The organism is Streptomyces sp. NPDC059917 (genome assembly GCF_042730635.1).
Classification (GTDB): Bacteria; Actinomycetota; Actinomycetes; order Streptomycetales; family Streptomycetaceae; genus Streptomyces.
This window is the reverse complement of sequence record NZ_JBHWLC010000077.1, coordinates 1-23,037: the sequence shown is the minus strand read 5'-3', so window position 1 is coordinate 23,037 and position 23,037 is coordinate 1. Positions and strand designations below refer to the sequence as shown.

Here is a 23,037-nt window from a genome sequence, read left to right as displayed (position 1 = left end):
CTGCGCGCGCCCGCCCGGCTCAGAGCTGCTTGACCAGCAGTTCGAAGGCCAGGTCGGCGCGGCGCGGGATGCCGAAGCGCTCGTCGCCGTAGGGGAAGGGGCTCAGCTCGCCGGTGCGCCGGTAGCCGCGGCGCACGTAGTAGGCGATGAGCTCCTCGCGCACGTTCACCACGGTCATGTGCATCTCCTTGGCGTCCCACCGCTCGCGCACCCGGCGTTCGGCCTCGGCCATGATCTCCTTGCCGAGGCCGGCGCCCTGGAGCGCGGGGCGGACCGCGAACATCCCGAAGTAGGCGTGGTCGCCGCGGTGTTCGAGGTGGCAGCAGGCGACGATCTCGCCGTCGCGCTCGACCACCAGCAGGATGCTGTCGGGGGTCGCGATCACCTCGCGCACGCCCCGCTCGTCGGTCCGCTGTCCGTCGAGGTAGTCCGCCTCGGTCGTCCAGCCGCCCCGGCTGGCGTCGCCGCGGTACGCCGACTCCACGAGCTCCACCAGGGCCGGTACGTCCGAGTCGTCGGCGCTGCGGAAGCTGAGGGCCGTGGTGCGGGTGGGCTCGGCGGTCGACATCGGTGCGGCTCCGTTCGGAAAAACTGGCATATGACAAGGCTGGTGCGGCCCAGGAGAGCCTAACCCGGTCGGCGTGCGGCCCCCCTGGGGCGGGCATCTCTTCCGGTGACGCCGACGAACCGGGGGGTTCCGCCGTGCACGGTCCCGCGATGTCCCTGCCCACCTCCACCGCCGCCGCCGTGTCCGGCTGGCTGCTGGTGGCGCTGTGCGCCCTGAGCGGTGCGTACTGCCTGCTGCGGGCGCGCAGAGCGGAGCGGGCCGCTCGGGGCGCGGCGGGCGGCGAGGCCTTGATGGGCTTCGGCATGGCGGCGATGGCCGCGCCGACCGGGACCGGGGCGTGGGGGTCCGGGGTGCTGCTGGCGGTCTTCTGCGCGGCGTCGCTGCACGCGGTGTGGTTGCTGCGGGGCGGCGTCCACCACGTCCACCACCTGGTGGGGTCGCTGGCCATGGTCTACATGACGGTGACGATGGGGGCGGCGACGGCCGCGGGGGCGGGCGGCGCGCACGCCGGGGGGCACGCCGAGGGCCACGGCGAGGGGCTGGTCCAAGGGCTGCCGCTGGTGACCGGGGCGCTGCTCGTCTACTTCGCGGGGTACGTGCTGCTCGGCGGGGCGCGGCTGGTGACGACGGCCGGCGGACCGGCGGTGGCCCTGGCGCCGGGCGGCCCGGTGGGGCTCGGGCGCGGAGCCGCCGAGGTGACGCGGGCGTGCCGACTCGCCATGGGAATGGGGATGTTGGCCATGCTGCTCACCATGTGAGGCACCGCGCGCGGAGGGCGGCCGGGGCGACGTGTCGTGCGTCACCAATGGACGGTGTCCATACCCGTGGGCGGCTCCGCCCTCCTAAAATGCGCCCATGATGGTCCCCGCCGTTCTCCTGCTGCTCGGCGCCCTGACCTCCCTCCTCGCCCCCCGACTGCTGGCCCGTGCCGAGTGGCCCGAGCGCGAGCCCGTGGTGGCCCTGTGGGTGTGGCAGTGCGTGGTGGCCGCGGTGCTCCTGTGCTTCGCCCTGTCGATGCTGCTCAGCGCGGCCGCCGCCTGGCTGGCGGTGCGCGGTCCGCTCTTCGCCTCGGCGCCGCGCGGGGTGGTCGACGCGTACGCGCTGGGCTCCGGCTCCGGCCCCTGGGCCGCCGGGACCGCGCTGGTGCTCGCGGGCGGCGGGCTGTGGACGGGGGCGATGCTGGCCGCGGAGGTGCTGCGGGCGCGCTCGCGGCGGCGCGCCGAGCGGGCCGAACTCCTCGTGCGGGCGCCGCTGCTGCCGGGCGAGGAGCCCGACGGCGGCCGACTGGTCGTCCTGGAGGGTCGGCGGCCCGACGCGTGGTGGCTGCCGGGCGCCGCGCCGCAGCTGGTGGTCACGACGGGTGCGCTCGGGCGGCTCAAGGGCCAGCAGCTGGATGCCGTGCTCGCGCACGAGCAGGGGCACGCGGCGGCCCGGCACGACTGGCTGCTGCACTGCTCGCGCGCGCTGTCGGGGGCGTTCGGGCAGGTCCCGGTGTTCGCCGCCTTCGAGGCGGAGATGCACCGGCTGGTCGAGCTGGCCGCCGACGACGTGGCCTCGCGGCGGTATGGGCGCCTCACCGTGGCGCTGGCCCTGGTCGGGCTGAACGAGGACCGCGGCGTGTTCGGGCCCTGCCCGACCCCGCACGCCCACGTCCCCGCGCGGGTCCGCCGGCTGCTTTCGGCCGCGCCGCGCCTCTCCCCCGTGCGCCGGCTGCGGCTGACCGCGCTGGCCGCCCTGGTGCCGGCGGTCCCGGTGCTGGTGGCGTTCGTACCGGGGCTCAGCACCCTGACGTAGCGGGACCCGGCCCGGGAGGGTCGCGGGGTGCCGCGCGCGCGGGCCGGATGCGAGGATCGGCGCATGACCGGGGCTCACCTACGACGGACCGCGATCGGGTGCGTGCTGCTCGCCGCCGTGCTCACGGCCCTGGTCGTGGTCCGATGGCCGCCGCTGCTCGCCTTCGACGAGCGGGTCGCGCGGTCCCTGCACGCGTACGCGCTCGCGCATCCGGCGCCCACCCGGCTGCTGCGGGTGCTCAGCGACTGGCCGTGGGACCCCTGGACCATGCGGGCGTCGGCGGCGCTCGCCTGCGTGTGGCTGTGGCGGCGCGGGGAGCGGGCCCTCGCGAGGCGGTTCGGCGCCGCCGTCCTCGCCGCGTCCGTGGTGTCGCAGGGGCTCAAGGCGGCGGTGGGGCGCGAGCGGCCGGTGTGGCCGGACCCGGTGGATTCGGCACACTTCGCGGCGTACCCGTCAGGGCACGCGCTGACGGCGACGGTGGTGTGCGGACTGTTGCTGTGGCTGCTGCCCCGCTCCCGCGGGGCGCGGACCGTCGCCGTCGGCGGCGCCCTCGTCTGCGTCCTCGGAGTGGGCTTCAGTCGGCTCCACCTGGGGGTGCACTGGGCGTCGGACGTGCTCGGCGGCTGGCTTCTGGGCGCGGCCCTGGCCGCCTTCGCGATCGGCGGGGCGGGCGCGCCGCGCGGCGGCGAAATCCGGACGGGAACGGCCGGTGGTGGGCGATCCCCCGCGTCGCCCACCACCAGTCGGCCCGCGCGCTGAGTATATTGGCCGGGAGCCAGTCAACGCAGGAGCAAGCATGGTCCCGCGCAGCCCGTCGGTCAATGAAGAATTGCGCAGACGTTCCCGGGAGCGGCTGCTCCAGGCCACCGTCGAACTCGTCGGCGAACGCGGTTACGAGGCCACGACCCTCGGCGACATCGCGGACCGGGCGGGCGCGGCACGCGGCCTGATCTCCTACTACTTCCCGGGCAAGCGCCAGCTCCTGCAGTCGGCGGTGCACCGCCTCATGTTCCGCACCCTGCGCGAAGCGCTGGAGCGCGAGCCCCGGCCCACCGGAGCGGACGCCGGGCGGGAGCTGCTGGCCCGGGCGATCGACGCGGTCCTCGGGCTGGCGCTGGAGCATCCGCTGCTGATGCGCACGCACATGGCGGGCATCCTCTCGAACGAGGGCTTCGTCCAGGGCCCGGAGCAGCAGCAGCTGGCGGAGCTGCTGCGGGAGACGGTGGCGCGGCACGGCGCGGACGATCCGGACGTGGACCCCGATCGGGACTACCCGCTGCTGCGGGCCCTGCTGATGGGCGCGGTGTTCGCCGTCCTGTTGCCGGGGGCGCCGATGGCGGCGGCCCGCCTGCGGGCGGAACTCTTCCAGCGCTACGGGCTCGACTGGGAGCTGGGGGTCCCGCCGGACGGCGGGCCGCCCGACGGAACGTTCCTCTAGTTTCAGGGGCGCGCGGTCAGTGGTACTCGGGCTGCGACTGGACGTTCAGCCGGTCCGTCCAGACCCATTTCGCGCTCTCGGTGCGCCAGTCGTCGAGGCGCAGCACGTCGAGGCCCTTGGTGATGTCGTTCGCGTAGATGTGGCCGTTGTAGTAGTACGCCGACCAGGCCCCGCCCAGGGTCAGCTTGTCGGTGCTGAGCGGGCCGCGCTCGAAGTAGGCGATCTCCTTCGGCCGGGTGGAGTCGGTGAAGTCCCAGACGGACACGCCGCCTTGGTACCAGGCCTGCACCATGATGTCGCGGCCGCCGCCCACGGGCACCAGCGAGCCGTTGTGGGCGACGCAGTTCTCGGTGTCCGCCTGGTGGCGCGGGATCTTGTAGTAGCCGCGGAAGACGAGCTTGCGCTGGTCGCCGCGGCCGGTGATGTCGTAGATGCCGTCGGCGCCGCGGTGGGGGCCGGTGGCCTCGTTGCAGGTGGCGCCGCCACCGCCGCCCAGCTCGTCGGTGAACACCACCTTGTCCGCGCGTTCGTTGAAGGTCGCCGAGTGCCAGAAGGCGAAGTTCACGTTGTCCTGCACGCGGTCGATGACGCGCGGCCGCTCGGGCTCGCCGATGTCGAAGAGGATGCCGTCACCCATGCAGGCGCCCGCGGCGAGGTCCTTCGAGGGCAGCACGGTGATGTCGTGGCAGCCGGTGGTCTGGGAGACCCCGGGGTTGGTGGGTGCGCCCGGGTTTCCGCCGTCGGGGAAGAGCACCGGGAAGCCGACGACCGACGCCTGGCGGGGATCCTTCTTCGGGACCTTGACGATCGAGATCCCGTCGTGCGGGGGCTGGCAGTCCGGGAAGGCCGCGCTCGGCGAGTACGAGGAGACGTAGAGGTAGACGTCGCCCCGCTTGCCCGGCACCAGGGTGTGGGTGTGCGAACCGCAGGCCGTTTCCACCGACTTGATATATTTGGGGTTCTTCTTGTCGCGGATGTCGAAGATCTTGATGCCCTCCCACGACGACTTCTCGGTCGCGGGCTGCGAGACGCTGTTGCAGGAGTCGTCGCTGCGCGAGGAGTCGGTGGAGAGGAAGAGCAGGTCACCGAAGACGGACACGTCGTTCTGGCCGCCGGGGCAGAGCACGGTGGTGACGGCCTTGGGGGCGCTCGGGTTGCCGATGTCGTAGATGGTGAAGCCGTCGTAACTGCCCGCGTAGGCGTACCGGCCCTGGAAGGCGATGTCGGAGTTGATCGCCGCCGGGTTGGCGCTCGGGACGTTGGCCAAGGGGGTGATGTTGCGGCTGTGGACGATCTCGTCCTGGCCGGGGATCTCGGAGGAGACCGTTCCGGTGGCCGGAGGGCCGAGTGCGCTCCGGCCGGGGGCTAATGGGGTCAGATCACCCGGGTCGGGTGTGGCGGAGGCGGGTCCGGCGACGGCGAGGAGCGCCACGAGGAGTCCGGCGCCGGCCGCGGCCGCGGCCAGGGTCCTGGTCCTGGTCTTGGCCCTGGTGCGTGATCTGGGGATGCGCTGTGGGGCCGATGGGACTGACGAGGTCATTGTGTCCTCCCTTGGGGGCGTTCCGAGCCCTATCGGCGGGAACGGAACCAGTACCCCCGACTCCCGCAGTATCTTCCTTTGCATGGCCATGACAACAGCGCGCATGCCAGCGCGTCCGGTCCGCCGGCGCACCGCGGCCGCCCTGCGCCGCGCCTTCGTCCTCGGCGCCATCGGCGTCCTCGGCCTTCTGGGGCTGACCTCCTGCCGCGTCGGCGGTGACGACGACGGGGCCGCCGCCGGGCCGGTGGTCATCGCCCCGGGTCGGCCGGGCGAGGGGTCCCGCACCCTCTCCCCCGGTCAGGCCGCACGGGAACGGCCCGACGACAGCCCCAACGCCGCCGACCTGAGCTACGTGCGCCGGATGACCGAGCACCACCGCCAGGCCCTGACGATGACCGCGCTGGCGCCGCAGCGCGCCTCGGCGGAGCCGGTCAAGCGGCTGGCCGAACGGATCGCGGCGGCCCAGCGGCCGGAGATCGCGGTGATGGAGAGCTGGCTGGCCGGCCACCCGGATCCGGGCACGCCCCCCACGGGCGGGAGCGGCCCGGCCACGGACGGCCGCCCGGCCACCGACGGCCCCGCGGCCCACGACCACGGCGCGGCGGCCATGCCCGGGATGGCCACCGCCCAACAGCTGGCGGAGCTGGGGGCGGCCACGGGCCCGGATTTCGACCGGCTCTTCCTTCGTCTGATGATCGCGCACCACGAAGGGGCCGTGACGATGGCGGGCGAGGCCCTCGCGGGCGGGAACAACGGGGCGGTGGAGGAGATGGCGAACGAAGTGGTGGCCCAGCAGAGCGCCGAGGTACGCCGGATGCGCGCGATGGGCTGACGGTCCGGGACGACGGTGCCATGCTGGATCCCTCTGCGGAAGGAGACCCTCCGTGCTTCGTGTCGCCGTGGTCGGTTCGGGCCCGAGCGGGGTCTACGCCGCACAGACCCTGGTCCAGCAGCGCGAGGTGCCGGGCGTGCGGGTCGACGTACTGGACCGGCTGCCCTGCCCCTACGGGCTCGTGCGCTACGGCGTGGCCCCCGACCACGAGAAGATCAAATCGCTCCAGGGCAGCCTGCGCGGCGTTCTGGAGGACGAGCGGATCCGCTTCCTCGGCAACGTCGAGGTGGGCGGGGAGACGCTGACCACCGGGCGGCTGCTGGAGCTGTACCACGCGGTGGTGTACTGCGTGGGCGCCGCCCGGGACCGGATGCTGGGGATCCCGGGCGAGGAGCTGGCCGGGGTGCACTCGGCGACCGCCTTCGTCTCCTGGTACAGCGCGCACCCGGATGCGGCGGCGGCGGGCTTCGGCCTGGCGGACGTGCGGTCGGCGGTGGTGATCGGGGCGGGGAACGTCGCCGTGGACGTGACCCGGATCCTGGCCCGCGGCGCCCCGGAGCTGCGGCTCACCGACATGCCGGAACCGGCCCTGGGAGCACTGGCGGCCAGCGGGATCCGCGAGGTGGCCATGGTGGCCCGGCGCGGGCCCTCGCAGGGCAAGTTCACCACCAAGGAACTGCGCGAACTCGCCACCCTGCCCGGGGTGGACACCACGGTCCTGCCCGACGAGCTGGCACGGGACCCCGCCTACGCCGACCCGGCGGCCGCGGCCGCGCTGCCCGCCGTGAACCGGCGCAACGTGGAGGTGCTGCGGGACTGGACGGCGCACCGGCCGGACGCCCGGGCACGGCGGATCACCCTGCGGTTCTTCCTGCGGCCCGTCGAGGTGCTGGGCGGGGCGGACGGACGGGTGAGCGGGGTGCGCTTCGAGCACACCGTCCCGGACGGGCGCGGAGGGGTGTCGGGAAACGGGACGTTCGAGGACGTCGACGCCCAGTTGGTGCTGCGGTCGGTCGGCTACCAGGGCGTCCCGCTGCCCGGACTGCCCTTCGACACGGCGCGCGGTACGGTCCCCCACGCGGCGGGCCGGGTCCTGCGGGGCGGCCGGGCCTGCGTCGGCGAGTACGTGGCGGGCTGGATCAAGCGCGGCCCGACCGGGGTCATCGGCACCAACCGTCCCTGCGCGAAGGAGACCGCCTCCTCGCTGCTCCAGGACGCGGGCGCGCTGGCCCGGCGCGAGCTGCCCGGCGACCCCCTGGACGCCCTGCGCGCGGCGGGCCTGGCCCCGGTGCCGTGGCCGGGCTGGCTGGCGATCGAGGCCGCGGAGTCCTCGCTGGGGCGCTCCCTGGGCCGCCGCTCGGTGAAGATCCCGGACTGGCCGGGCCTCCTCGCGGCGGCCACCGGGGAGTAGCCCCCGGGTCCTACGGCCGGCGGAACAGACCGGCCCAGAGGAAGGGTTCGCCGAAGCGCGGGGACGCGGGCGCTTCGTCGCGCATGCGGCGGAGTTCGACCTCGGTGAGGTCGGCGAAGATCGCGCGGAGCGACTGCGCCGTGTAGGCGAGGCCACCGTGGAGGCGTGCCTGACCGTAGAACTCGGCGTCGGGGAGCTCGGATCCCATGCCCGCCTCCCCCGCCGCGAAGCAGGTGAGCGAGAAGTGCCCGCCGGGGGCCAACGACCGCTCCAAGAGGGCCAGGTAGCTGATCCGGCGGTGCGGCGGCAGGTGGTGGAAGCAGCCGGAGTCGAGGATCAGGTCGTACGGGCCGCTCCAGGCCGTCGCCGCGGCCGGGTCGAAGATGTCGCCCTGGTGGAAGCGGACGTCGAGGCCCGCTTCCGCCGCGCGCTCCCCCGCCCAGGCGAGGGCCGCCGGGGACAGGTCGACCGCGTCCACCTCGAAGCCGAGCGAGGCGAGGTGGAGGGCGTTGCGGCCGGGCCCGCAGCCGAGTTCGAGCGCGCGACCCGGTGCGATCACGCCCCGGTCGAGCGCCTCGGCCAGGTGCTCGTCCGGTTTCGCCACGAAGAACGGCACGGCCCTGCTCCGGTCCGCGTAGAAGCCGTCCCACCAGTCGGCCGCCCCGGCCGTCCAGCGGTCGGATTCGGGCGCGAACAGCCCGTCCATGAGCTGAAGTACGTCGTCGATGGTGCGGATGTTCCGGTCCATCCGGTCCCCCCTTCTCCCGTGGGAAACCGTAGGCCCGATCTTGATGAAAGACCAGGTCAGAAGGGGTGCGCCGAAGCTGCTGCCGCTCCTGTGGCGAGCCGCGCCACGAGGGTCGACGCCCCCCGACCGACCCCCGGGTGCGAGGCCGCCCAAGGGCCCGCCGAGGGGCTCCGCGGGGGCACGGGCGGCGCCCCTCGGGCAGGTTTTCGAACTAGTCCGCCGCGCGCTCCGCCTCGGCGGAGGCGGCCGTCAGGATGCCGTCGAGGAGGCCCGGGAAGAGGGTTTCCAGGTCGTCCCGGCGCAGGTCGTTGAGCTTGGTGGTGCCGCGGTAGGTCTGGCGCACGACCCCGCTCTCGCGCAGCACCCGGAAGTGGTGCGTGCTCGTCGACTTGGTCACCGGCAACTCGAAGTACGAGCAGGCCAGTTCGCCGCCGCCGCCCGCCAACTCGCGGACGATGGACAGCCGCACCGGATCGGAGAGGGCGTGCAGCACGCTCTCCAACCGGATCTCGGCGGGAGACGGGTGGTCGAGGGAACGGGCGGTGGCACTGGGCTCCGTCATGTGTACTCCTCCACTCACTGGACACCACGATGGTACGAGAACCATCGTAGTACATCACCCGCCGGGGAACCGGCGGAAGGCGCCGGCCGCGGCCCCGCACCCCCTCAGGAGCGGTGGTACTGGTTCGGACGGCGAACCTCCGCCCCCAGTTCGCCCGCCGCGCGCCGCGCCCAGTGCGGGTCGCGCAGGAGTTCGCGCCCGAGCAGCACCGCGTCCGCCTCGCCATTGGCCACGATCTTGGCCGCCTGCGTCGGCTCGGTGATCAGCCCCACCGCGGCGGCCGGGAATCCGGCCTCCGCCTTGACCCGCGCGGCGAACGGCACCTGGTAGCCCGGGCCGACGGGTATGCGGACGTCCGGGGCGAGCCCACCGGTGGAGACGTCGAGCAGGTCCACCCCGTGCCGCTGGAGCACCTCGGCCAGCCGGACCGTCTCGTCGGCGGTCCACCCGCCCTCTTCGAGCCAGTCGGTCGCGGAGATCCGGAAGAACAGCGGGAGTTCCTCGGGCCACTCGGCGCGCACCGCGTCGACCACGGCGAGGGGGAAGCGGATCCGGTTCTCGAAGGAGCCGCCGTACTCGTCGGTGCGCCGGTTGCTGTGCGGGGAGAGGAACTCCCCGATGAGGTAGCCGTGCGCGCCGTGGATCTCCACGACCTGGTAACCGGCCGCCAGCGCGCGCCGGGTGGCGGCCGCGAACTGCTCGACCACCTCGTGGATCCCCTCCACCGTCAGCTCGTGCGGCACGGGGTGGCCCTCGGCGAAGGGCACCGGGCTCGGAGCGCTCGGCTGCCAACCGTGCCCTTCGGGGCCGACCGGCGCGCCGCCCTTCCAGGGGGCGTCGGTCGACGCCTTGCGCCCCGCATGGGCGATCTGGATCCCGGGGACGGTGCCCTGGGTCTTGAGGAAGTCGGTGATCCGGCGCAGCGCCTCGACCTGGGTGTCGTTCCAGATGCCGAGGTCGTAGGGCGAGATCCGGCCCTCCGGGGAGACGGCGGTGGCCTCCTGGAGGATCAGTCCCGTGCCCCCGACCGCGCGGGCCGCGTAGTGCGCGAAGTGCCAGTCGTGGGCCACACCCGCCTGCGGACCCGTGGGCTCCGCGCTGTACTGGCACATCGGGGCCATCCACACGCGGTTCGGCGCGGTCACAGAACGGAGGGTGTAGGGCTCGAACAGGGTGGTACTCATCTGGTCTCTCCACGGGATGCGGCCGGCGGGAACCGGGCACGGCGACTAAGTACGAGACACACCGTACTACGGAATCCCTCGTACTACGAGACCTCTCGTACAAGTTCTTCGAGTTCGGTCCGCAGCGCCAGCGCCAGCTCGTCCAGGTCCGGGACCGCGGCCCCGTCGGCCACCAGCCCGAAGTGCACCGTCCCCCGGTAGCTGGAGACCGCGACGGCCAGCGCGTGCCCCTGGGCCAGCGGGGCCAGCGGGTAGATCTCGCGGACCGCGCTGCCGCCGAGCGAGAAGCCCAGCCCCGGCAGCGGCACGCTGGTGACGAGGATGTCGAACAGCAGCCGCGCGGCCTGCGCCAGCAGCGGCCCGCCGAGCCGGTGGCCGAGCGGGTGCACGTGGTCGGCCAGCAGCGCCACCGCCCCCGCGCCCCGGGCCGGGCCGGCCTCCTTGTTCCGGTCCATGTCCGCCCGCACGGCGTCCAAGCGGCGCAGCGGCTCCTCCTCGGCGACCGGCAGCCTCAGCAGGTACCCGGAGAGCCGGTTCCCGCCGTCGGAGCCGCCGCGGGTGCGCCGCCGCGAGACGGGTATGAGGGCGCGCGGTCCGCTGCCGCCGTCGACGGGTTCGCCGCGCCCGACCAGCCAGCGCCGCAGGGCGCCCGCGACCAGGGCGATGAGCACGTCGTTGACGGTGCCCCCGACCGCCTTGCGGATCCGGTTCACGTCGTCCAGGTCGAGCGCGACCCCGGCCAGCTCCCGGGTCCCGGCCGCGGCGCCGCCGCCCGCGCTCAGCCCGTCGGGCACGCCGAAGGGCAACCCCGACCGGGCCACCGCGGCGCCGATCTCCAGCGCCTGCCCGACGTCCTGGGCCCGCGCCGCCAGCGTCCCGGGCAGCCGCCGAAGGGCCGAGCCGGAACCGGTCGGCGGGCCGTCGCCGCGCCGGCGCTCCGTGCGGCCCGGGGGGCGCGCGGAGCCCCGTACCGGCTGCCCCTCGTCGAACAGCCCGGCGGCCAGCGCGAGGACGCCCAGCCCGTCGGAGAGGGCGTGGTGGAACTTGAAGAGCACCGCGAAGGTGCCCGGGTCCGGCCCGGCCAGCACGTGGGCCTCCCAGGGCGGCCGCCCCCGCTCCAGCGGCCTGGCCATCAGCGGCCCGGCGGCGGCGTGCGGGTCGGCGTGCGCGTGCCGCACGAGGGACACGTGCCGGGCCGGATCGAAGTCCCGGGCGGGCGACCAGGCGGCCGCCCCCACCGGCAGCAGGACGTCGTGGATCCGGCGGCGCAGCCGGGGCACGTCGGCGCAGCGCTCGGCGATCAGCTCGGCGGCGCGGGCGGCCGCGTCCGGACCGGCGGCCTCGAAGACCCCGAGGGCGCCGAGGTGCATGGGATGGGAGGCGGATTCGATCCGCCAGAAGGCGAGGTCGAGCGGGGGGAGGTGCTCGGTGGCCACAGATCGCCTCTCACAGGTCAGCAGAGGGCAGAAGTGAACCCTTTCCGGCTCCGTACGATCAAGTAACCAGCTGGCTTGATCCATCTGTCGATCACGATCGATCAGCAGGTCAGCGGGCCAGCGCGCCCCCGCGTGCTCACCGGGTCACTGTCAGTGCCCGGGTGCAGACTGGCCGGAAGGGATCGTCCCAGGGACAACGACGTCCGGGAGGTGTCGGCCATGTCCGACGTGCTACTGCTCGCAGGAACCCGCAAGGGGCTCTTCATCGGCCGCCGGGGGGCCGACGGCCGCTGGGCCTTCGAGGAACCGCACTTCAACGCCCAGGCGGTCTACGCCGTGGCCATCGACCGGCGCGGCCCCGCGCCCCGGCTGCTCGTCGGAGCGGACAGCCTGCACTGGGGGCCCTCCGTCTTCCGGTCCGACGACCTCGGCGCGACCTGGCACGAACCGGCCGCGCCCGCGGTCAGGTTCCCCCAGGACACCGGCGCCTCCCTCGAGCGGGTCTGGCAGCTGCATCCGGCCGGTCCCGAGGCCCCGGGCGTGGTGTACGCCGGGACCGAACCGGCGGCGCTGTTCCGCTCCGCCGACCGGGGCGAGACCTTCGAGCTGGTGCGACCGCTGTGGGAGCACCCCACCCGCTCGGCCTGGGTGCCCGGAGGCGGCGGGGAGGCCGTGCACACCGTGATCACCGACCCGGCCCGAGCGGAGGCCGTGACCGTCGCCGTCTCCACGGCCGGGGTCTTCCGCACGCAGGACGGCGGGGCGAGCTGGGCCCCGTCCAACCAGGGGGTCTCCGCGGTCTTCCTGCCCGATCCGCAGCCCGAGTTCGGCCAGTGCGTGCACAAGATCGCCCAGGACGCGGGGGACGGGGACCGCCTGTACCTGCAGAACCACTGGGGCGTCTACCGCAGCGACGACGCGGGGGCGCGCTGGACGGACATCGGCGCGGGCCTGCCGTCCGACTTCGGCTTCGCGGTGGCCGCCCACCCCCACCGGCCGGACACCGCCTACGTCTTCCCCCTCAACGCCGACTCCGACCGGGTCCCGGCCGACCACCGCTGCCGGGTCTTCCGCACCCGCGACGCGGGGGCCACCTGGGAGCCGCTCAGCGCCGGATTGCCCTCCGGCGACCACTACGGAACGGTGCTGCGCGACGCCCTCTGCACGGACGACGCGGACCCGGCGGGCATCTACTTCGGCAACCGCAACGGCGAGTTGTACGCCAGCGCCGACGACGGCGACAGCTGGCAGCTGCTGGCCGGACACCTGCCCGACGTGCTCTGCGTCCGGGCGGCCGTGCTCGACTGACGGGGAGCCGATCGGGAACCGACCGCCGCCGCGCATCAACTAGAGTTGCGCAGCGTGGCAGCACGACCTTTGAACGAGATCGTCGAGCCGGGCTGGGCCCGCGCTCTGGAACCGGTGGCGGAGCAGATCGCCGCGATGGGAGATTTCCTGCGCGCCGAGATAGCGGCGGGCAGGACGTACCTCCCGAGCGGGGCGAACGTCCTGCGCGCCTTCCAACAGCCCTTCGACGAGGTGAAGGTGCTCATCGTCGGGCAGGACCCCTACCCCACCCCGGGGCACGCGGTCGGGCTGTCCTTCTCGGTGGCCCCCGACGTGCGCCCGGTGCCCGGCAGCCTCGACAACATCTTCCGGGAACTGCACAGCGACCTCGGCGTGCCCCGGCCCGCGAACGGCGACCTGACCCCCTGGACCAGCCAGGGCGTCCTGCTGCTCAACCGCGCGCTGACGACGGCCCCGCGCAAGCCCGCCGCCCATCGGGGCAAGGGCTGGGAAGCGGTGACGGAGCAGGCGATCCGGGCCCTGGTGGCCCGCGGCAAGCCGCTGGTTTCGGTGCTCTGGGGCCGGGATGCCCGGAATCTGCGCCCCCTGCTGGGCGAGCTGCCGGCCCTGGAGGCGGCGCACCCCTCCCCCATGTCGGCGGACCGCGGGTTCTTCGGGTCCAAGCCTTTCAGCAGGGCAAACGACCTGCTGGTCCGCCAGGGGTCACAGCCAGTGGACTGGCGCTTGCCGTCCGTCAGTTGATCGTATCTGAACTTCACCGGATAAATACGGACAGATGCCGCTCGACCGGGCCCTGCCCGAACCCCCGGTCCGGGAAAGCCAGTAGCATGCGGCGCCATGAGCTCCCCCACTGGGCCCGCGAATGGCCTGCCCGTACGAATGCCGCGACCCCGCCAGACCGGACGGCACCGCCGGCCCGAGCCCGCGGTGGCGCCCGAGGGCGCGCCCGCGCTGGTGCTCGCCGTGCCCGGTGTGCCCTCGGCCGCCTCGCGGGGGTACGCGGAGGAGATCCTGAGCATCGGGCGCTCCGAGCTGCCCGGCCTGGACGCGCACATCGGTTTCCTCGACGGCGATGACACCCCGGGCGCCGAGTTTCCCGCCCTCTCGGGCGTCCTGACCGCGATCGGACACCAGCGCGCGGCGCGCGGCGAGTTCGCCCGCGCGAGCGGCCAGGAGGTGCCCCCGCCCAGCGGTCCGGACGCCGTGGTGGTCCCGCTGCTGGTCGGTCCCGACAGCGACCTGCTGCGCCGGATCCGCCAGGCGATGATGGACTGCGCCGCCGCCGTCGAGCTGGCCGACGTGCTCGGTCCGCACCCGCTGCTGGCGGAGGCCGTGCACGTACGGCTCTCCGAGGCGGGCCTCGCCCGTGCCGACCGCGCCCGGCTCTTCACCGTGACCACCGCCGCCGACGGCATCATCCTGGCCACCACCGGTGGCCCGGAGGCCGTCCAGGCCGCCGGGATCACCGGCATGCTGCTGGCCGCGCGGCTCGCGGTGCCGGTGATGGCCGCCGCCCTGGACCAGGAGGGGTCCGTGGCCGCCGTCGCCGACGAGCTGCGGCAGTCCTCCGGCGCCGTGCAGCTGGCGCTGGCGCCCTACCTGATCGGGCCGGAGGCGGCCGACGGGCTGGTCGACACCGCGTGCAAGGAGGCCGGGTGCGCCGCGGCCGACGCCCTTGGCGCGTACCCGGCACTCGGGAAGCTCGCCGTCGCCCAGTACAGCCGGGCGGCGGGCATCGCCCTGGACGCACCGGTGCACTGACCGTTCCCACGCCGTACGAGGGCCCGCCCCCGGATCATCAGGTCCGGGGGCGGGCCCTCTCGCGTGCGGGAACCCGCCGATGTTCGGGGCGCCCCAGGTGGGCCCGCCCCGGCGCGGACGCCGCACGACCGTGCCGGGGCGGGGGCTGCCTCCGGCGGGCCCTCAAACGCCGGGCGGCTGGAATCGGCCGACCCCGGTCGAAGGCGCCTTCGAGCGCCGGGCGGCTGGGATCGGTCGGCGCCGGTCGGCGTGGGTGGGGGTCAGGTGAAGACGACGCAGGTCGCGGCGGGGACCGGGGTGGAGCCGGTGCGGCGGGGGAGGCCGGTCAGGGGGTCCACGTCGAACCAGGTGACGTCCCCGGAGTGCTCGTTGGCGGCGTACAGCCGCCGGGCGGACGGGTCGAGGGCCAGGTCGCGCGGCCAGCGCCCGCCGCAGGACACGCTGCCCGTGAGCTGGGGGTGCGCGCCGTCGCCGGGGAGGGCGACGGCGGCGATCACGTCGATGCCGCGGACGGCCGCCCAGAGGAACCGGCCGTCGGGCGAGACGACGACGGCCGAGGGATAGGCCCGTGCGGCCCCTGAGCCGCCCTCTGGGGCGACCGGAACCTCCGCGACCGGTTCCACTGTCCCGGCGGTCGCGTCCCACCGGCAGACGGTCAGCAGCGGCCGCAGCTCGTTCAGTACGTAGAGCAGCCCTCCGCCGGGGTGGAAGGCGAGGTGCCGGGGACCGTGCCCCGGGGTCAGCGCGGCCTCGGAGTGCACCCGCAGGGCTCCCGTGGCCCGGTCGAGGGCGCACACGCGGACCGAGTCGGTGCCGAGGTCCACGCTGAGCACCCAGCGCCCGCTCGGATCCGGCAGCACCTGGTGGGCGTGCGGCTCCCGCTGCCGGTCGGCGTCGGGGCCGGAGCCGTGGTGGCGCAGCACCGAAGCCGGGCCGACAGGGCGCCCGTCGGCGGCGAGGGCGAGCGTACTCACGCTGCCCGAGGTGTAGTTCGCGCTGACCACACGGCCCCCGGCGAGGCTCAGGTGCGTGGGCCCGGAGGCGTCCACGGCGACCGGGGAGCCCAGGGGCTCCAGCCCGGCGGCGGTCGGCCGGAAGGCTCCGACGGCGCCGCGCTTGGTCTCGCTGACCGCGTAGAGCGTCGCGGCGCCGGAGCCGTCCGCAGCGCCCGCGCCGAGCACGAGGTACGAGGGGTCGTCGAGGGCGTCGGTGGTGGCGATCGGCGTCAGGGCGCCGCTCACCGGATCGACGGTCGCCGTGGTGATGCCGCGACCGCCCGTCGAGGTGAACGAGCCGACGTACGCGCGCCGTCCGCCCGCGCCGCCGTGCCCGCCGTCATCCGCCCGCTCGCCGTCCCGGTCCGCACTTCCCACGGTCTTCCCCTTTCCGTCGGTTCGTCCGGGCCGACGGTAACAGAGGGGTCTAGACCAAATCTCGCCCTTGGGCGCGTTCCCGCGCGCCGGGGTGCTGGACGTACGCCGGGCTCTGCTTGCGGTCCTCGTAGGTGCGGTGGAAGACCGGGGTCGCCGACCCCGACATCGGGGGCACGATCCAGGACCAGTCCGCCCCCACCTCGCGCCCCTTGCGCTCCTCCCGGTCGATGTGGGAGAGGAAGCGGCGGGACTCGGTGTGGTGGTCGGCGATGGTGACCCCGGCGCGGTCGAAGGAGTCGAGCACGGCCCGGTTCAGCTCGACCATGGCCCGGTCCTTCCACAGCGAGCGGTCGCTGGAGGTGTCCAGGCGCATCCGGCGCGCCACCTCGGGCAGCAGGTTGTAGCGGTCCTCGTCCCCGAGGTTGCGGGAGCCGATCTCGGTCCCCATGTACCAGCCGTTGAAGGGGGCGGCCGGGTAGTGGATGCCGCCGATCTCCAGGCACATGTTGGAGATCGCCGGAACCGCGTGCCAGCGCAGTCCCCAGTCCGCCCAGTGGTCGCCCTCCGGGTGCTCGATGGGCACCTCGAGCACGGCGTCCTCGGGGAGTTCGAACCAGCGGGGCTTGTCGTCGCAGCCCTGCACGACGAGGGGCAGCAGGTCGAACGCGCCGCCGCGGGCGCCGGTCCAGCCCAGTCGGCACAGGGTCCGGGTCAGGGAGGCGTTGCGCGGGTCGCCCACCGGTATCGAGTCCTCGTCGCCGTATCCGGCGTAGCGGATCAGCTGCTCGCTCCAGATCAGCGGTCCGGGGCGGTGCGGGGCGTCCGGGGCGAAGACGGTGATCGTGGGGCGCACCCGCCCGCCGTTGGTCGCGTCCCGCAGGTGCTCGAAGCACTCCTCGGCTATCTCGTCCGCCCCGGTGAGCCCCCTGCGGTCGCGCACGCGCAGCGAGTTCCAGTACAGCCGACCTATGCACCGGTTACTGTTGCGCCAGGCGACCCGGGCCCCGTGGACGACCTCGTCGTGGGTGTGCCGGTAGGTTCCGGTCTCCGCCAACTCCGCCCGTACGGCGGCGAGTCGCCTGGCCGGATCACCCGCCTCCGGATTCTCCCGGTGGAACAGTCCGATGAACTCCTGCGCCTCTTCCCACACCTGATGGGCCGTCGGCGTCTGATGCAGAATTTCCATTTCGTGCGGTTACCCCCTGTCCGGGCAGATCCACCCTGTACATGTCAGATGAATGTGCGATGCGCCATCACTCTTTGTACGGGCCGCAGGTCAGCCGCGTAAGACAGCCGACCCCGGAACACCCGTTCGAGTGAAATGTGCGCGAATGGCTGCGCCGGTCGGGGCTCCCGCATAGGATCCGCGGCACGACGAAGGCTCAACCAGCGGTATTCGGCCACGCACCGTAGCGCCGGGCCAGCTCCTCGACGGTGGCCGCGATCCGCGCCCGCAGCTCCGGCGGGGCGAGCACTTCGACCTCCGCGCCCAGGGCCAGGAACGTGCCGTGCGCGTGGTCGACGGACTCGATGGGCAGCACCGCGCGCGTCCAGCCGCCCTCCTCGGGCGTTCCGGTTTCGGCCAGGGCCGCGGCCGCCGCCCCCTCCAGGGCCGCCGCGCCGCGCGCCGAGATCCGTACGACGGCCTCCCCGCGGTGCAGCCGCGCGTGGAACCCCGCCTGCGCCTCGGCCCAGTGCGCGGCCAGGTCGAAGTCCGCCGGGGGCTCGAACCCCTCCGGTGCCACCGAGAGCTCCAGGATCTGGTCCACCCGGTAGGTCCGCGCCCCCGGACCCGGACCGGCGACGAGGTACCAGCGCCCGGCCTTGAGGACCAGACCGTAGGGCTCCAGCCGCCGGTCCACGTCGGTCGGGGCCTTCCACCGACGGTAGCGGACCTCGATCACCCGGCCGCGCCACACCGCGTCGGCGACCTGCGGCAGGAACGGCACCCCGGTGTCGCGGGCGTACCAGCCGGGGGCGTCGAGATGGAACCGGGAGCGCATCCGATCGGCCTGCGCGCGCAGCTCGGGCGGGAGCGCCGCGCGCAGTTTCAGCTGGGCGGCGGCGAGCGAGGAGCCCAGACCCAGCTCGGCGGCGGGCCCCGGGATGCCGGTGAGGAAGAGGGCCTCCGCCTCGTCGGCGTTCAGTCCGGTGAGCCGGGTGCGGTAGCCCTCCAGCAGCCGGTAGCCGCCGTCGTGCCCCGCGTCGGCGCGCAGCGGGACCCCGGCGGCCAGCAGGGCGTCGATGTCGCGGTAGACGGTCCGGACGGAGACCTCCAGCTCCTCGGCCAGGCGGGCGGCGGTCATCAGTCCGCGGGTCTGGAGCAGCAGCAGGATCGACAGCAGGCGGCTGGATTTCACGGCGTCTTCACTGACACAAGATGTCAGTGGAGCGGTCCTACGGTCCAGCCATGACCTTCACCGAGAAGCTGTTGACCGTGCCCGAACCGATCGAAGTGGACGGCCGCCGGATCAAGCGCTACCACGTCACCTCCGACCCCGCCGGGATCGAGCCCGGGGTGGAGCGGGCGGCCTACGCGCTCCTGCCCGAGCTGCTGCCCGCGCCGGACGGGACGCCGCCCGCGTCCTTCGTCGTCCTCCACCGGGGCGGGGACACCGGCGCCTACCTCAACGTCTACAGCTGGGCCTGGGACAACGCGCTGCACTTCGTCGGCGCGGCGGCGGGCCAGCCGGTGCTCGGTTGCCCGGACACCGATCCGACGCGCTTCGTGCGCATCGAGCCCGGGCTGATCGGCTGCGTCTGGGAGCTGGCGCCCCTGCTCCACGAGCGCGACGCCTGGGTGCGCCACCTGCTCGCCCCCGACCGCCCGGACCTCGACGGCTACCTCGCCGACTCGCTCGCCGCGGGCACGACGGGAGACCGCGCGTGAACGACTTCGACTTCCTCACCGGCACCTGGGACGTCGCCAACCGGTGGCGGACCGACTTCCTGGACGCGGACGGCGACTGGGAGGAGTTCCCCGGCGTCACCCACGGGTCCCGGCACTTCGACGGAGCCGCGAACGTCGACGAGATCACCTTCCCGACCAAGGGGTTCGCGGGGCTGACCCTGCGGCTGTACGACCCCGAGCGCGCCGAGTGGTCCCTGTACTGGTCGAGCCGGCGCACCGGCACCCTCTTCCCGCCGGTGGTCGGCCGGTTCGCCGACGGGGTGGGCGAGTTCTACGGGAACGACGTGCACGACGGCCGTACCGTCCGGGTCCGGTTCCGCTGGTCGGGGATCAGCGAGCGCACGGCCTCCTGGGAGCAGGCCTTCTCCACCGACGACGGGAAGACCTGGCTCACCAACTGGACGATGGCCTTCAGCCGGCGCTGACCAGCGGGGAGGGCCGGTCCGAGCGCAGCGGGTGCGCCAGTTCGGCGAGCGCCCGCTCCAGGCCGTGCAGGTGGGCGAGCGCGGGCTCGGCCAGCGATACGGGCGTGGCGGCGGCCGCGGGCTCCCGGTCCTGACCGAGGTCGGTGATGGGCGCGGTCAGCGCCTCCACGGCGGCCTCCACCCGCCAGCAGGCGGCGGCGAGCCGGGCGTCGTGGGAGGCGGAGGGGTCGGCCGCGACGGCGGCGAGGCCGCGCACCTCGCGGGCGCAGTCGTCCAGCAGCGCGATGACCCGGCGGGCGCGGGCCCGGCGGTCGCGGAAGGGGCTCAGCGGATGGACGAGGGGCGCGAGCGCCATCCGTACGCGCGCCAGCAGCAGCTCCAGCTCCGCGGCGTGCGGGGCCGGGTCGGCGGTCGGCGAGCCGGCCAGGCGGGCCGCGGCGGCCGCGGTGGCGGCGTGCACGCAGCGCAGGGCGCGCTGGATCCAGGCGTCGTTGGTGGCGTGGGTGGTGACGGGCAGGACGAGGACCACGGCGAGCGCGGCGCACACCGCGCCGACCCCGGTCTCCACCAGCCGCAGGACCAGCAGGGCCGGGTTCAGCACGCCGAGGAGGCCGTAGAGCAGTCCGGCCATCACGGTGACGGCGAGCATCATCCAGCTGTAGGACACGGGGGCGGTGTAGAAGATGCCGAAGACGCACACGGCGACCAGTACGGCCGTCGGCGCGGGCGCGCCGTGCAGCGGGATCGCGATCAGCAGGCCGACGACGATGCCGATGACCGTACCGAGCACCCGGCGGAAGCCGCGGACCAGCGTCTCGCCCCGCGAGGTGGTGTTGACGAAGATCCACCACGTGGTGCCGACGGCCCAGTACCAGCGGTCCTCGGAGAAGAACTGGCCGAGCGACAGGGCGACCGCGCAGGCGGCCGTGGCCTGGAGCGCCTGGCGGGTGGTGGGCCGGGCGAAGCCGCGCCCGGGCAGCCCCGGCGGCACGGCGGCGGGCGGGTTGCGCCGCTCGATGGGCCACAGCAGGAACCGCACCGCGCCCGCGGCCAGCAGGGCGAGCGCCACGGCGGCGTAGAGCTCGGGCAGCTGGGCGGGGACGGCGTGCAGGAACTGGGTGACGAAGAAGCTCATGAAGGCGAAGATGCCGAGGGCGTGGCCGCGCGGGCCCCAGCGGCGGGCGTAGACCCCGCAGAAGACGACGGCGAGGAAGGCCGCGTCGCGGGCGAGCGGGACGCCGTGCAGGCACGTGGCCAGGGCCAGCACCGGGAATCCGGCCACCGGCAGCAGGGCCGTGGTCGCCCGCTGGGCGCGCACGCTCGCGTCCGTCACGGTGAACAGGGCGAGCAGTGCGGTCAGGCCTCCGGTGATGGAGGCGGTGAGCGAGAAGCCGCACAGTTCGGCGGCGGTGACGGCGAGGCCGATCCCGACCACGGCGCGCAGTGAGTTGCGCAGTCTCAGACGCCCCGGATCCGGAGCCACGAACATCCTCTTCACGGCGGTGTGCCGCCCCCCTTGCGATGGTGCGCTCGCCGGTCGCGCGACGGCCCGGGGTGGTGGGCGTGTGCGGACACGGCGAAGGCACCGTGGTCCGGAGCGGCCTCGTCGCCGTCCGGCGCTGCACGGCGCCGTAAGTACATGGATACGACACAGATAACCACCTGGAGGCCCAACGGCTCAACTCACCCTCCGATGACTGGGCCAATGGCCCGGTCGAGTGGGCGGTGCGGTGGCCGACGGCGGACCGTCGGCCCAGCTCTTCAGACAGTCTGCGCGCGAGCCTCCGCGGCGGCCCCCGGCAGCCAGTCGGTGACGCGGGAGAAGGCGAAGCCGAGCCGGGCGGCCCGCCCGTTGTCCATCGCGTAGGAACGGTCGAAGGAGAACGGGGAGGCGACGCCGTCGCGCACCGTGCGGTAGCGGGGGCGCGGGCCGCCCCCGGCGGCGATCAGCTCGGCCAGCCCGGTCACGTCGAGCGCGCCGTCGGAGGCGGCGTTGACGGGTCCGGTGAAGGTGCCGGCCGCCGCCCAGTGCAGGAAGCGGGCGATCTCCTCGTGGTGGACGAAGGAGGTCGGGCGGGGGTCGGGGTGGACGTCCAGGGGACGGTCCGCGGCGATCCGCTCGACGTAGTGGGCGAGGCGCCCGGTGAAGTCCGCGGCGCCGCCGCCGAGCACGTGGGCGGTCCGGACGGACACGGTGTCGAAGTCCGGGTCGGTCAAGAGCACCGCTTCGGCTCGGCGCTTGCCCTCCGCGTAGGCGGTCGCGGGGTCCGGCGCGCCGCCGCCCCGCGCCGGGGACGGGGCGGCGAGGTCGAGGTGGTCCTCGGTGAGCGCGACGCCCGCGTCGGCGTTCGTGACGGGCGGGACGGCGAAGGTGGCGGGGTCGTACACCTCCATGGTCGAGGTCATGACGTACCGCCCGGTGCGACCCGCGAAGACCCGCCGGGCGAGCGCGGCCTGCCGCGGGGTGTAGCAGATCTGGTCGATGACCACGTCGAAGGTGCGGTCGCCGAGGGCCTCGCGCAGCTGGCGCTCGTCGTCCCGGTCGGCGACGAGGCGGGTGGTGCCGGGCAGCGGCTCGGCGGAGCCGCGGTTGATGACGGTGACCGCGTGGCCGGCGTCCCGCTCCAGGGCGACCAGGTTCCTGCCGAAGTACCGGCTTCCGCCGATGACGCATATGTTTCGCATGCCCCCGACTCTGCCGTCGACCGGTCCCCAGCGGAACCGACCACTCGCTGAACCCGTATGAAGGAAAACTGATGATCGATGTGCAGCGGCTGCGCGTGCTGCGGGCCGTCGCCGAGCACGGCAGCTTCAACAAGGCCGCCGGGGCGCTGCTGCTCACCCCGTCGGCGGTCTCGCAGCACATCGCGGCGCTGGAACGGACGCTCGGCCACCCCGTCGCGGTGCGCAGCACGCGCGGGGTCACCCTCACCGAGCCCGGCCGACTGCTGGTCGAGGCGGCGGAGTCGATCTCCGACGAGCTCGATCGGGTGCGGCGGCGGATCGACCGGCTGGGCGCGGCGCGCCCCCGGCTGACCCTGGCCACCTTCACCAGCGGTGGCCGCCACCTGCTGCCCGGCGCGCTGGCGCGCTTCGTCGCCGCGCTCCCCGAGGTCGAGCTGAGCGTCCTGGAGGCCGAGCCGGAGGAGGCGGTGACGATGGTCCGCCGGGGCGCGGCCGATCTGGCCCTGACCTACCACTTCGACGGTCCTCGGCCCTCGGGGCCCGGCAGCCGGCCCGCGCTGGAGTGGACGCCGCTGATGGACGATCCGCTGTCGGTGGTGCTGCCGCGCGGCCACCGGCTGGCGGATCGGGGCTCGCTGGGGCTCGGCGAGCTGGCGGCCGAGCGTTGGGTGCTGGGCTGCCTGAAGACGGAGGCGTACCTGCGGCGGTACGCGGCGCAGGCCGGTTTCGAGCTGCGCGTCGCCGCCTCCACGACCGACTACTTCTTCGCGCAGTCGCTGGTCACGGCGGGGGTGGGGGTCTCGCTCGTGCCCCGGGTCTCGCTGGCCCCGGGGCCGGGAGCGGTGGCGGTGGAGGTCGAACCGCCGCGGCCGGCCCGGCACCTCGGGGTGATCGCGGTGCGCCGCCGCGCGCCGCAGCCCTACGTCGAGGCGCTGACCGCCGAGCTGGTCGCCGAGGCCCGCGCGGACAGGGGTGCGCGGACGGGTACCGGCGCGGACGGCGGTGGGGGGGGGGGGGGGGGGGCCCCCCCCCCCCCCCCCCCCCCCCCCCCCCCGCCGGGG

At 74.4% G+C, this 23,037-nt stretch carries 23 protein-coding genes; 12 read left to right on the top strand and 11 right to left on the bottom strand.

The genetic code is table 11. The features are described from left to right. Positions 1-19 precede the first annotated feature (19 nt). Positions 20-568, bottom strand: a complete 549-nt coding sequence (locus tag ACFWAR_RS31960) for a GNAT family N-acetyltransferase (protein WP_385784761.1) — start codon at positions 566-568, stop codon at positions 20-22. 149 nt (positions 569-717) lie between these two features. Here ACFWAR_RS31960 and ACFWAR_RS31955 point away from each other — a divergent pair, with 149 nt between their 5' ends. The 4 genes from ACFWAR_RS31955 (at position 718) to ACFWAR_RS31940 (ending at position 3,800) form a co-directional block, all read left to right on the top strand. Beyond that, positions 718-1,326 carry a DUF5134 domain-containing protein gene (locus tag ACFWAR_RS31955; protein ID WP_385784758.1) on the top strand — a complete coding sequence of 203 codons (609 nt, stop codon included), beginning with the start codon at positions 718-720 and terminating at the stop codon, positions 1,324-1,326. Between the two features lie 97 nt (positions 1,327-1,423). Continuing rightward, positions 1,424-2,362 carry a M56 family metallopeptidase gene (locus ACFWAR_RS31950; protein ID WP_385784755.1) on the top strand — a complete coding sequence of 313 codons (939 nt, stop codon included), beginning with the start codon at positions 1,424-1,426 and terminating at the stop codon, positions 2,360-2,362. 63 nt (positions 2,363-2,425) lie between these two features. After that, positions 2,426-3,121 (top strand): phosphatase PAP2 family protein, encoded by a 696-nt coding sequence (locus tag ACFWAR_RS31945; RefSeq protein ID WP_385784753.1) that lies wholly within the window; start codon positions 2,426-2,428, stop codon positions 3,119-3,121. Between the two features lie 37 nt (positions 3,122-3,158). Further along, a complete protein-coding gene (locus tag ACFWAR_RS31940; RefSeq protein WP_385784750.1) occupies positions 3,159-3,800 on the top strand; it encodes a TetR/AcrR family transcriptional regulator in 642 nt (213 codons plus the stop codon). Between the two features lie 16 nt (positions 3,801-3,816). On the opposite strand, the gene ACFWAR_RS31935 is transcribed toward ACFWAR_RS31940, so the two are convergent. Next, the gene (locus tag ACFWAR_RS31935) at positions 3,817-5,340 is read right to left on the bottom strand and encodes an LVIVD repeat-containing protein (protein WP_385784747.1); all 1,524 of its coding nucleotides are present in this window, start codon (positions 5,338-5,340) and stop codon (positions 3,817-3,819) included. 103 nt (positions 5,341-5,443) lie between these two features. Between ACFWAR_RS31935 and ACFWAR_RS31930 the strand changes: the two genes are divergently transcribed. Both ACFWAR_RS31930 and ACFWAR_RS31925 read left to right on the top strand, forming a co-directional pair. Continuing rightward, positions 5,444-6,172 (top strand): DUF305 domain-containing protein, encoded by a 729-nt coding sequence (locus ACFWAR_RS31930; protein WP_385784744.1) that lies wholly within the window; start codon positions 5,444-5,446, stop codon positions 6,170-6,172. A 52-nt stretch (positions 6,173-6,224) separates the two neighbouring features. Further along, positions 6,225-7,583 (top strand): FAD-dependent oxidoreductase, encoded by a 1,359-nt coding sequence (locus ACFWAR_RS31925; protein ID WP_385784741.1) that lies wholly within the window; start codon positions 6,225-6,227, stop codon positions 7,581-7,583. A gap of 10 nt (positions 7,584-7,593) precedes the next feature. On the opposite strand, the gene ACFWAR_RS31920 is transcribed toward ACFWAR_RS31925, so the two are convergent. The 4 genes from ACFWAR_RS31920 to ACFWAR_RS31905 form a co-directional block, all read right to left on the bottom strand. Then, positions 7,594-8,331: a class I SAM-dependent methyltransferase gene (locus tag ACFWAR_RS31920; RefSeq protein WP_385784740.1), complete on the bottom strand. Its 738-nt coding sequence runs from the start codon at positions 8,329-8,331 to the stop codon at positions 7,594-7,596. A 211-nt stretch (positions 8,332-8,542) separates the two neighbouring features. Next, positions 8,543-8,893: an ArsR/SmtB family transcription factor gene (locus ACFWAR_RS31915; protein ID WP_385784737.1), complete on the bottom strand. Its 351-nt coding sequence runs from the start codon at positions 8,891-8,893 to the stop codon at positions 8,543-8,545. Positions 8,894-8,997: 104 nt separating this feature from the next. After that, entirely contained in the window at positions 8,998-10,077 is a 1,080-nt protein-coding gene (locus tag ACFWAR_RS31910; protein ID WP_385784734.1) for an NADH:flavin oxidoreductase/NADH oxidase, read from the bottom strand. Positions 10,078-10,160: 83 nt separating this feature from the next. After that, positions 10,161-11,513 carry a wax ester/triacylglycerol synthase family O-acyltransferase gene (locus tag ACFWAR_RS31905; RefSeq protein ID WP_385784731.1) on the bottom strand — a complete coding sequence of 451 codons (1,353 nt, stop codon included), beginning with the start codon at positions 11,511-11,513 and terminating at the stop codon, positions 10,161-10,163. 219 nt (positions 11,514-11,732) lie between these two features. On the opposite strand from ACFWAR_RS31905, the gene ACFWAR_RS31900 reads away from it, so the two are divergent. From ACFWAR_RS31900 to ACFWAR_RS31890, 3 genes are all read left to right on the top strand, one after another. Further along, entirely contained in the window at positions 11,733-12,821 is a 1,089-nt protein-coding gene (locus ACFWAR_RS31900) for a WD40/YVTN/BNR-like repeat-containing protein (protein WP_385784728.1), read from the top strand. 54 nt (positions 12,822-12,875) lie between these two features. Beyond that, the gene (locus tag ACFWAR_RS31895; RefSeq protein ID WP_385784725.1) at positions 12,876-13,562 is read left to right on the top strand and encodes a uracil-DNA glycosylase; all 687 of its coding nucleotides are present in this window, start codon (positions 12,876-12,878) and stop codon (positions 13,560-13,562) included. A 96-nt stretch (positions 13,563-13,658) separates the two neighbouring features. Beyond that, positions 13,659-14,582 (top strand): sirohydrochlorin chelatase, encoded by a 924-nt coding sequence (locus ACFWAR_RS31890; RefSeq protein WP_385784722.1) that lies wholly within the window; start codon positions 13,659-13,661, stop codon positions 14,580-14,582. Between the two features lie 260 nt (positions 14,583-14,842). Here the strand turns inward: ACFWAR_RS31890 and ACFWAR_RS31885 are convergent, their stop codons facing one another. The 3 genes from ACFWAR_RS31885 to ACFWAR_RS31875 all read right to left on the bottom strand — a co-directional run bounded on the left by ACFWAR_RS31885 (position 14,843) and on the right by ACFWAR_RS31875 (position 18,315). After that, positions 14,843-15,955 (bottom strand): lactonase family protein, encoded by a 1,113-nt coding sequence (locus tag ACFWAR_RS31885; RefSeq protein ID WP_385784719.1) that lies wholly within the window; start codon positions 15,953-15,955, stop codon positions 14,843-14,845. 49 nt (positions 15,956-16,004) lie between these two features. Then, positions 16,005-17,141: a nitric oxide synthase oxygenase gene (locus tag ACFWAR_RS31880; RefSeq protein ID WP_385784716.1), complete on the bottom strand. Its 1,137-nt coding sequence runs from the start codon at positions 17,139-17,141 to the stop codon at positions 16,005-16,007. Positions 17,142-17,337: 196 nt separating this feature from the next. Further along, entirely contained in the window at positions 17,338-18,315 is a 978-nt protein-coding gene (locus tag ACFWAR_RS31875; RefSeq protein ID WP_385784713.1) for a helix-turn-helix transcriptional regulator, read from the bottom strand. 50 nt (positions 18,316-18,365) lie between these two features. Here ACFWAR_RS31875 and ACFWAR_RS31870 point away from each other — a divergent pair, with 50 nt between their 5' ends. Beyond that, positions 18,366-18,845: a hypothetical protein gene (locus ACFWAR_RS31870; RefSeq protein ID WP_385784710.1), complete on the top strand. Its 480-nt coding sequence runs from the start codon at positions 18,366-18,368 to the stop codon at positions 18,843-18,845. Further along, entirely contained in the window at positions 18,842-19,291 is a 450-nt protein-coding gene (locus tag ACFWAR_RS31865; protein WP_385784707.1) for a hypothetical protein, read from the top strand. The genes ACFWAR_RS31870 and ACFWAR_RS31865 overlap by 4 nt, the downstream gene beginning before the upstream one ends. Here the strand turns inward: ACFWAR_RS31865 and ACFWAR_RS31860 are convergent. Both ACFWAR_RS31860 and ACFWAR_RS31855 read right to left on the bottom strand, forming a co-directional pair. After that, a complete protein-coding gene (locus tag ACFWAR_RS31860; RefSeq protein ID WP_385784802.1) occupies positions 19,278-20,780 on the bottom strand; it encodes an FUSC family protein in 1,503 nt (500 codons plus the stop codon). The two genes, ACFWAR_RS31865 and ACFWAR_RS31860, sit on opposite strands and share 14 nt — an antisense overlap. A gap of 272 nt (positions 20,781-21,052) precedes the next feature. Further along, on the bottom strand, positions 21,053-21,976 hold the full coding sequence (locus ACFWAR_RS31855; RefSeq protein ID WP_385784704.1) for an NAD-dependent epimerase/dehydratase family protein: 924 nt from the start codon (positions 21,974-21,976) through the stop codon (positions 21,053-21,055). A 71-nt stretch (positions 21,977-22,047) separates the two neighbouring features. Between ACFWAR_RS31855 and ACFWAR_RS31850 the strand changes: the two genes are divergently transcribed. Further along, a partial coding sequence (locus ACFWAR_RS31850) for a LysR family transcriptional regulator (RefSeq protein WP_385784701.1) occupies positions 22,048-23,037 on the top strand: 990 nt, incomplete at its 3' end.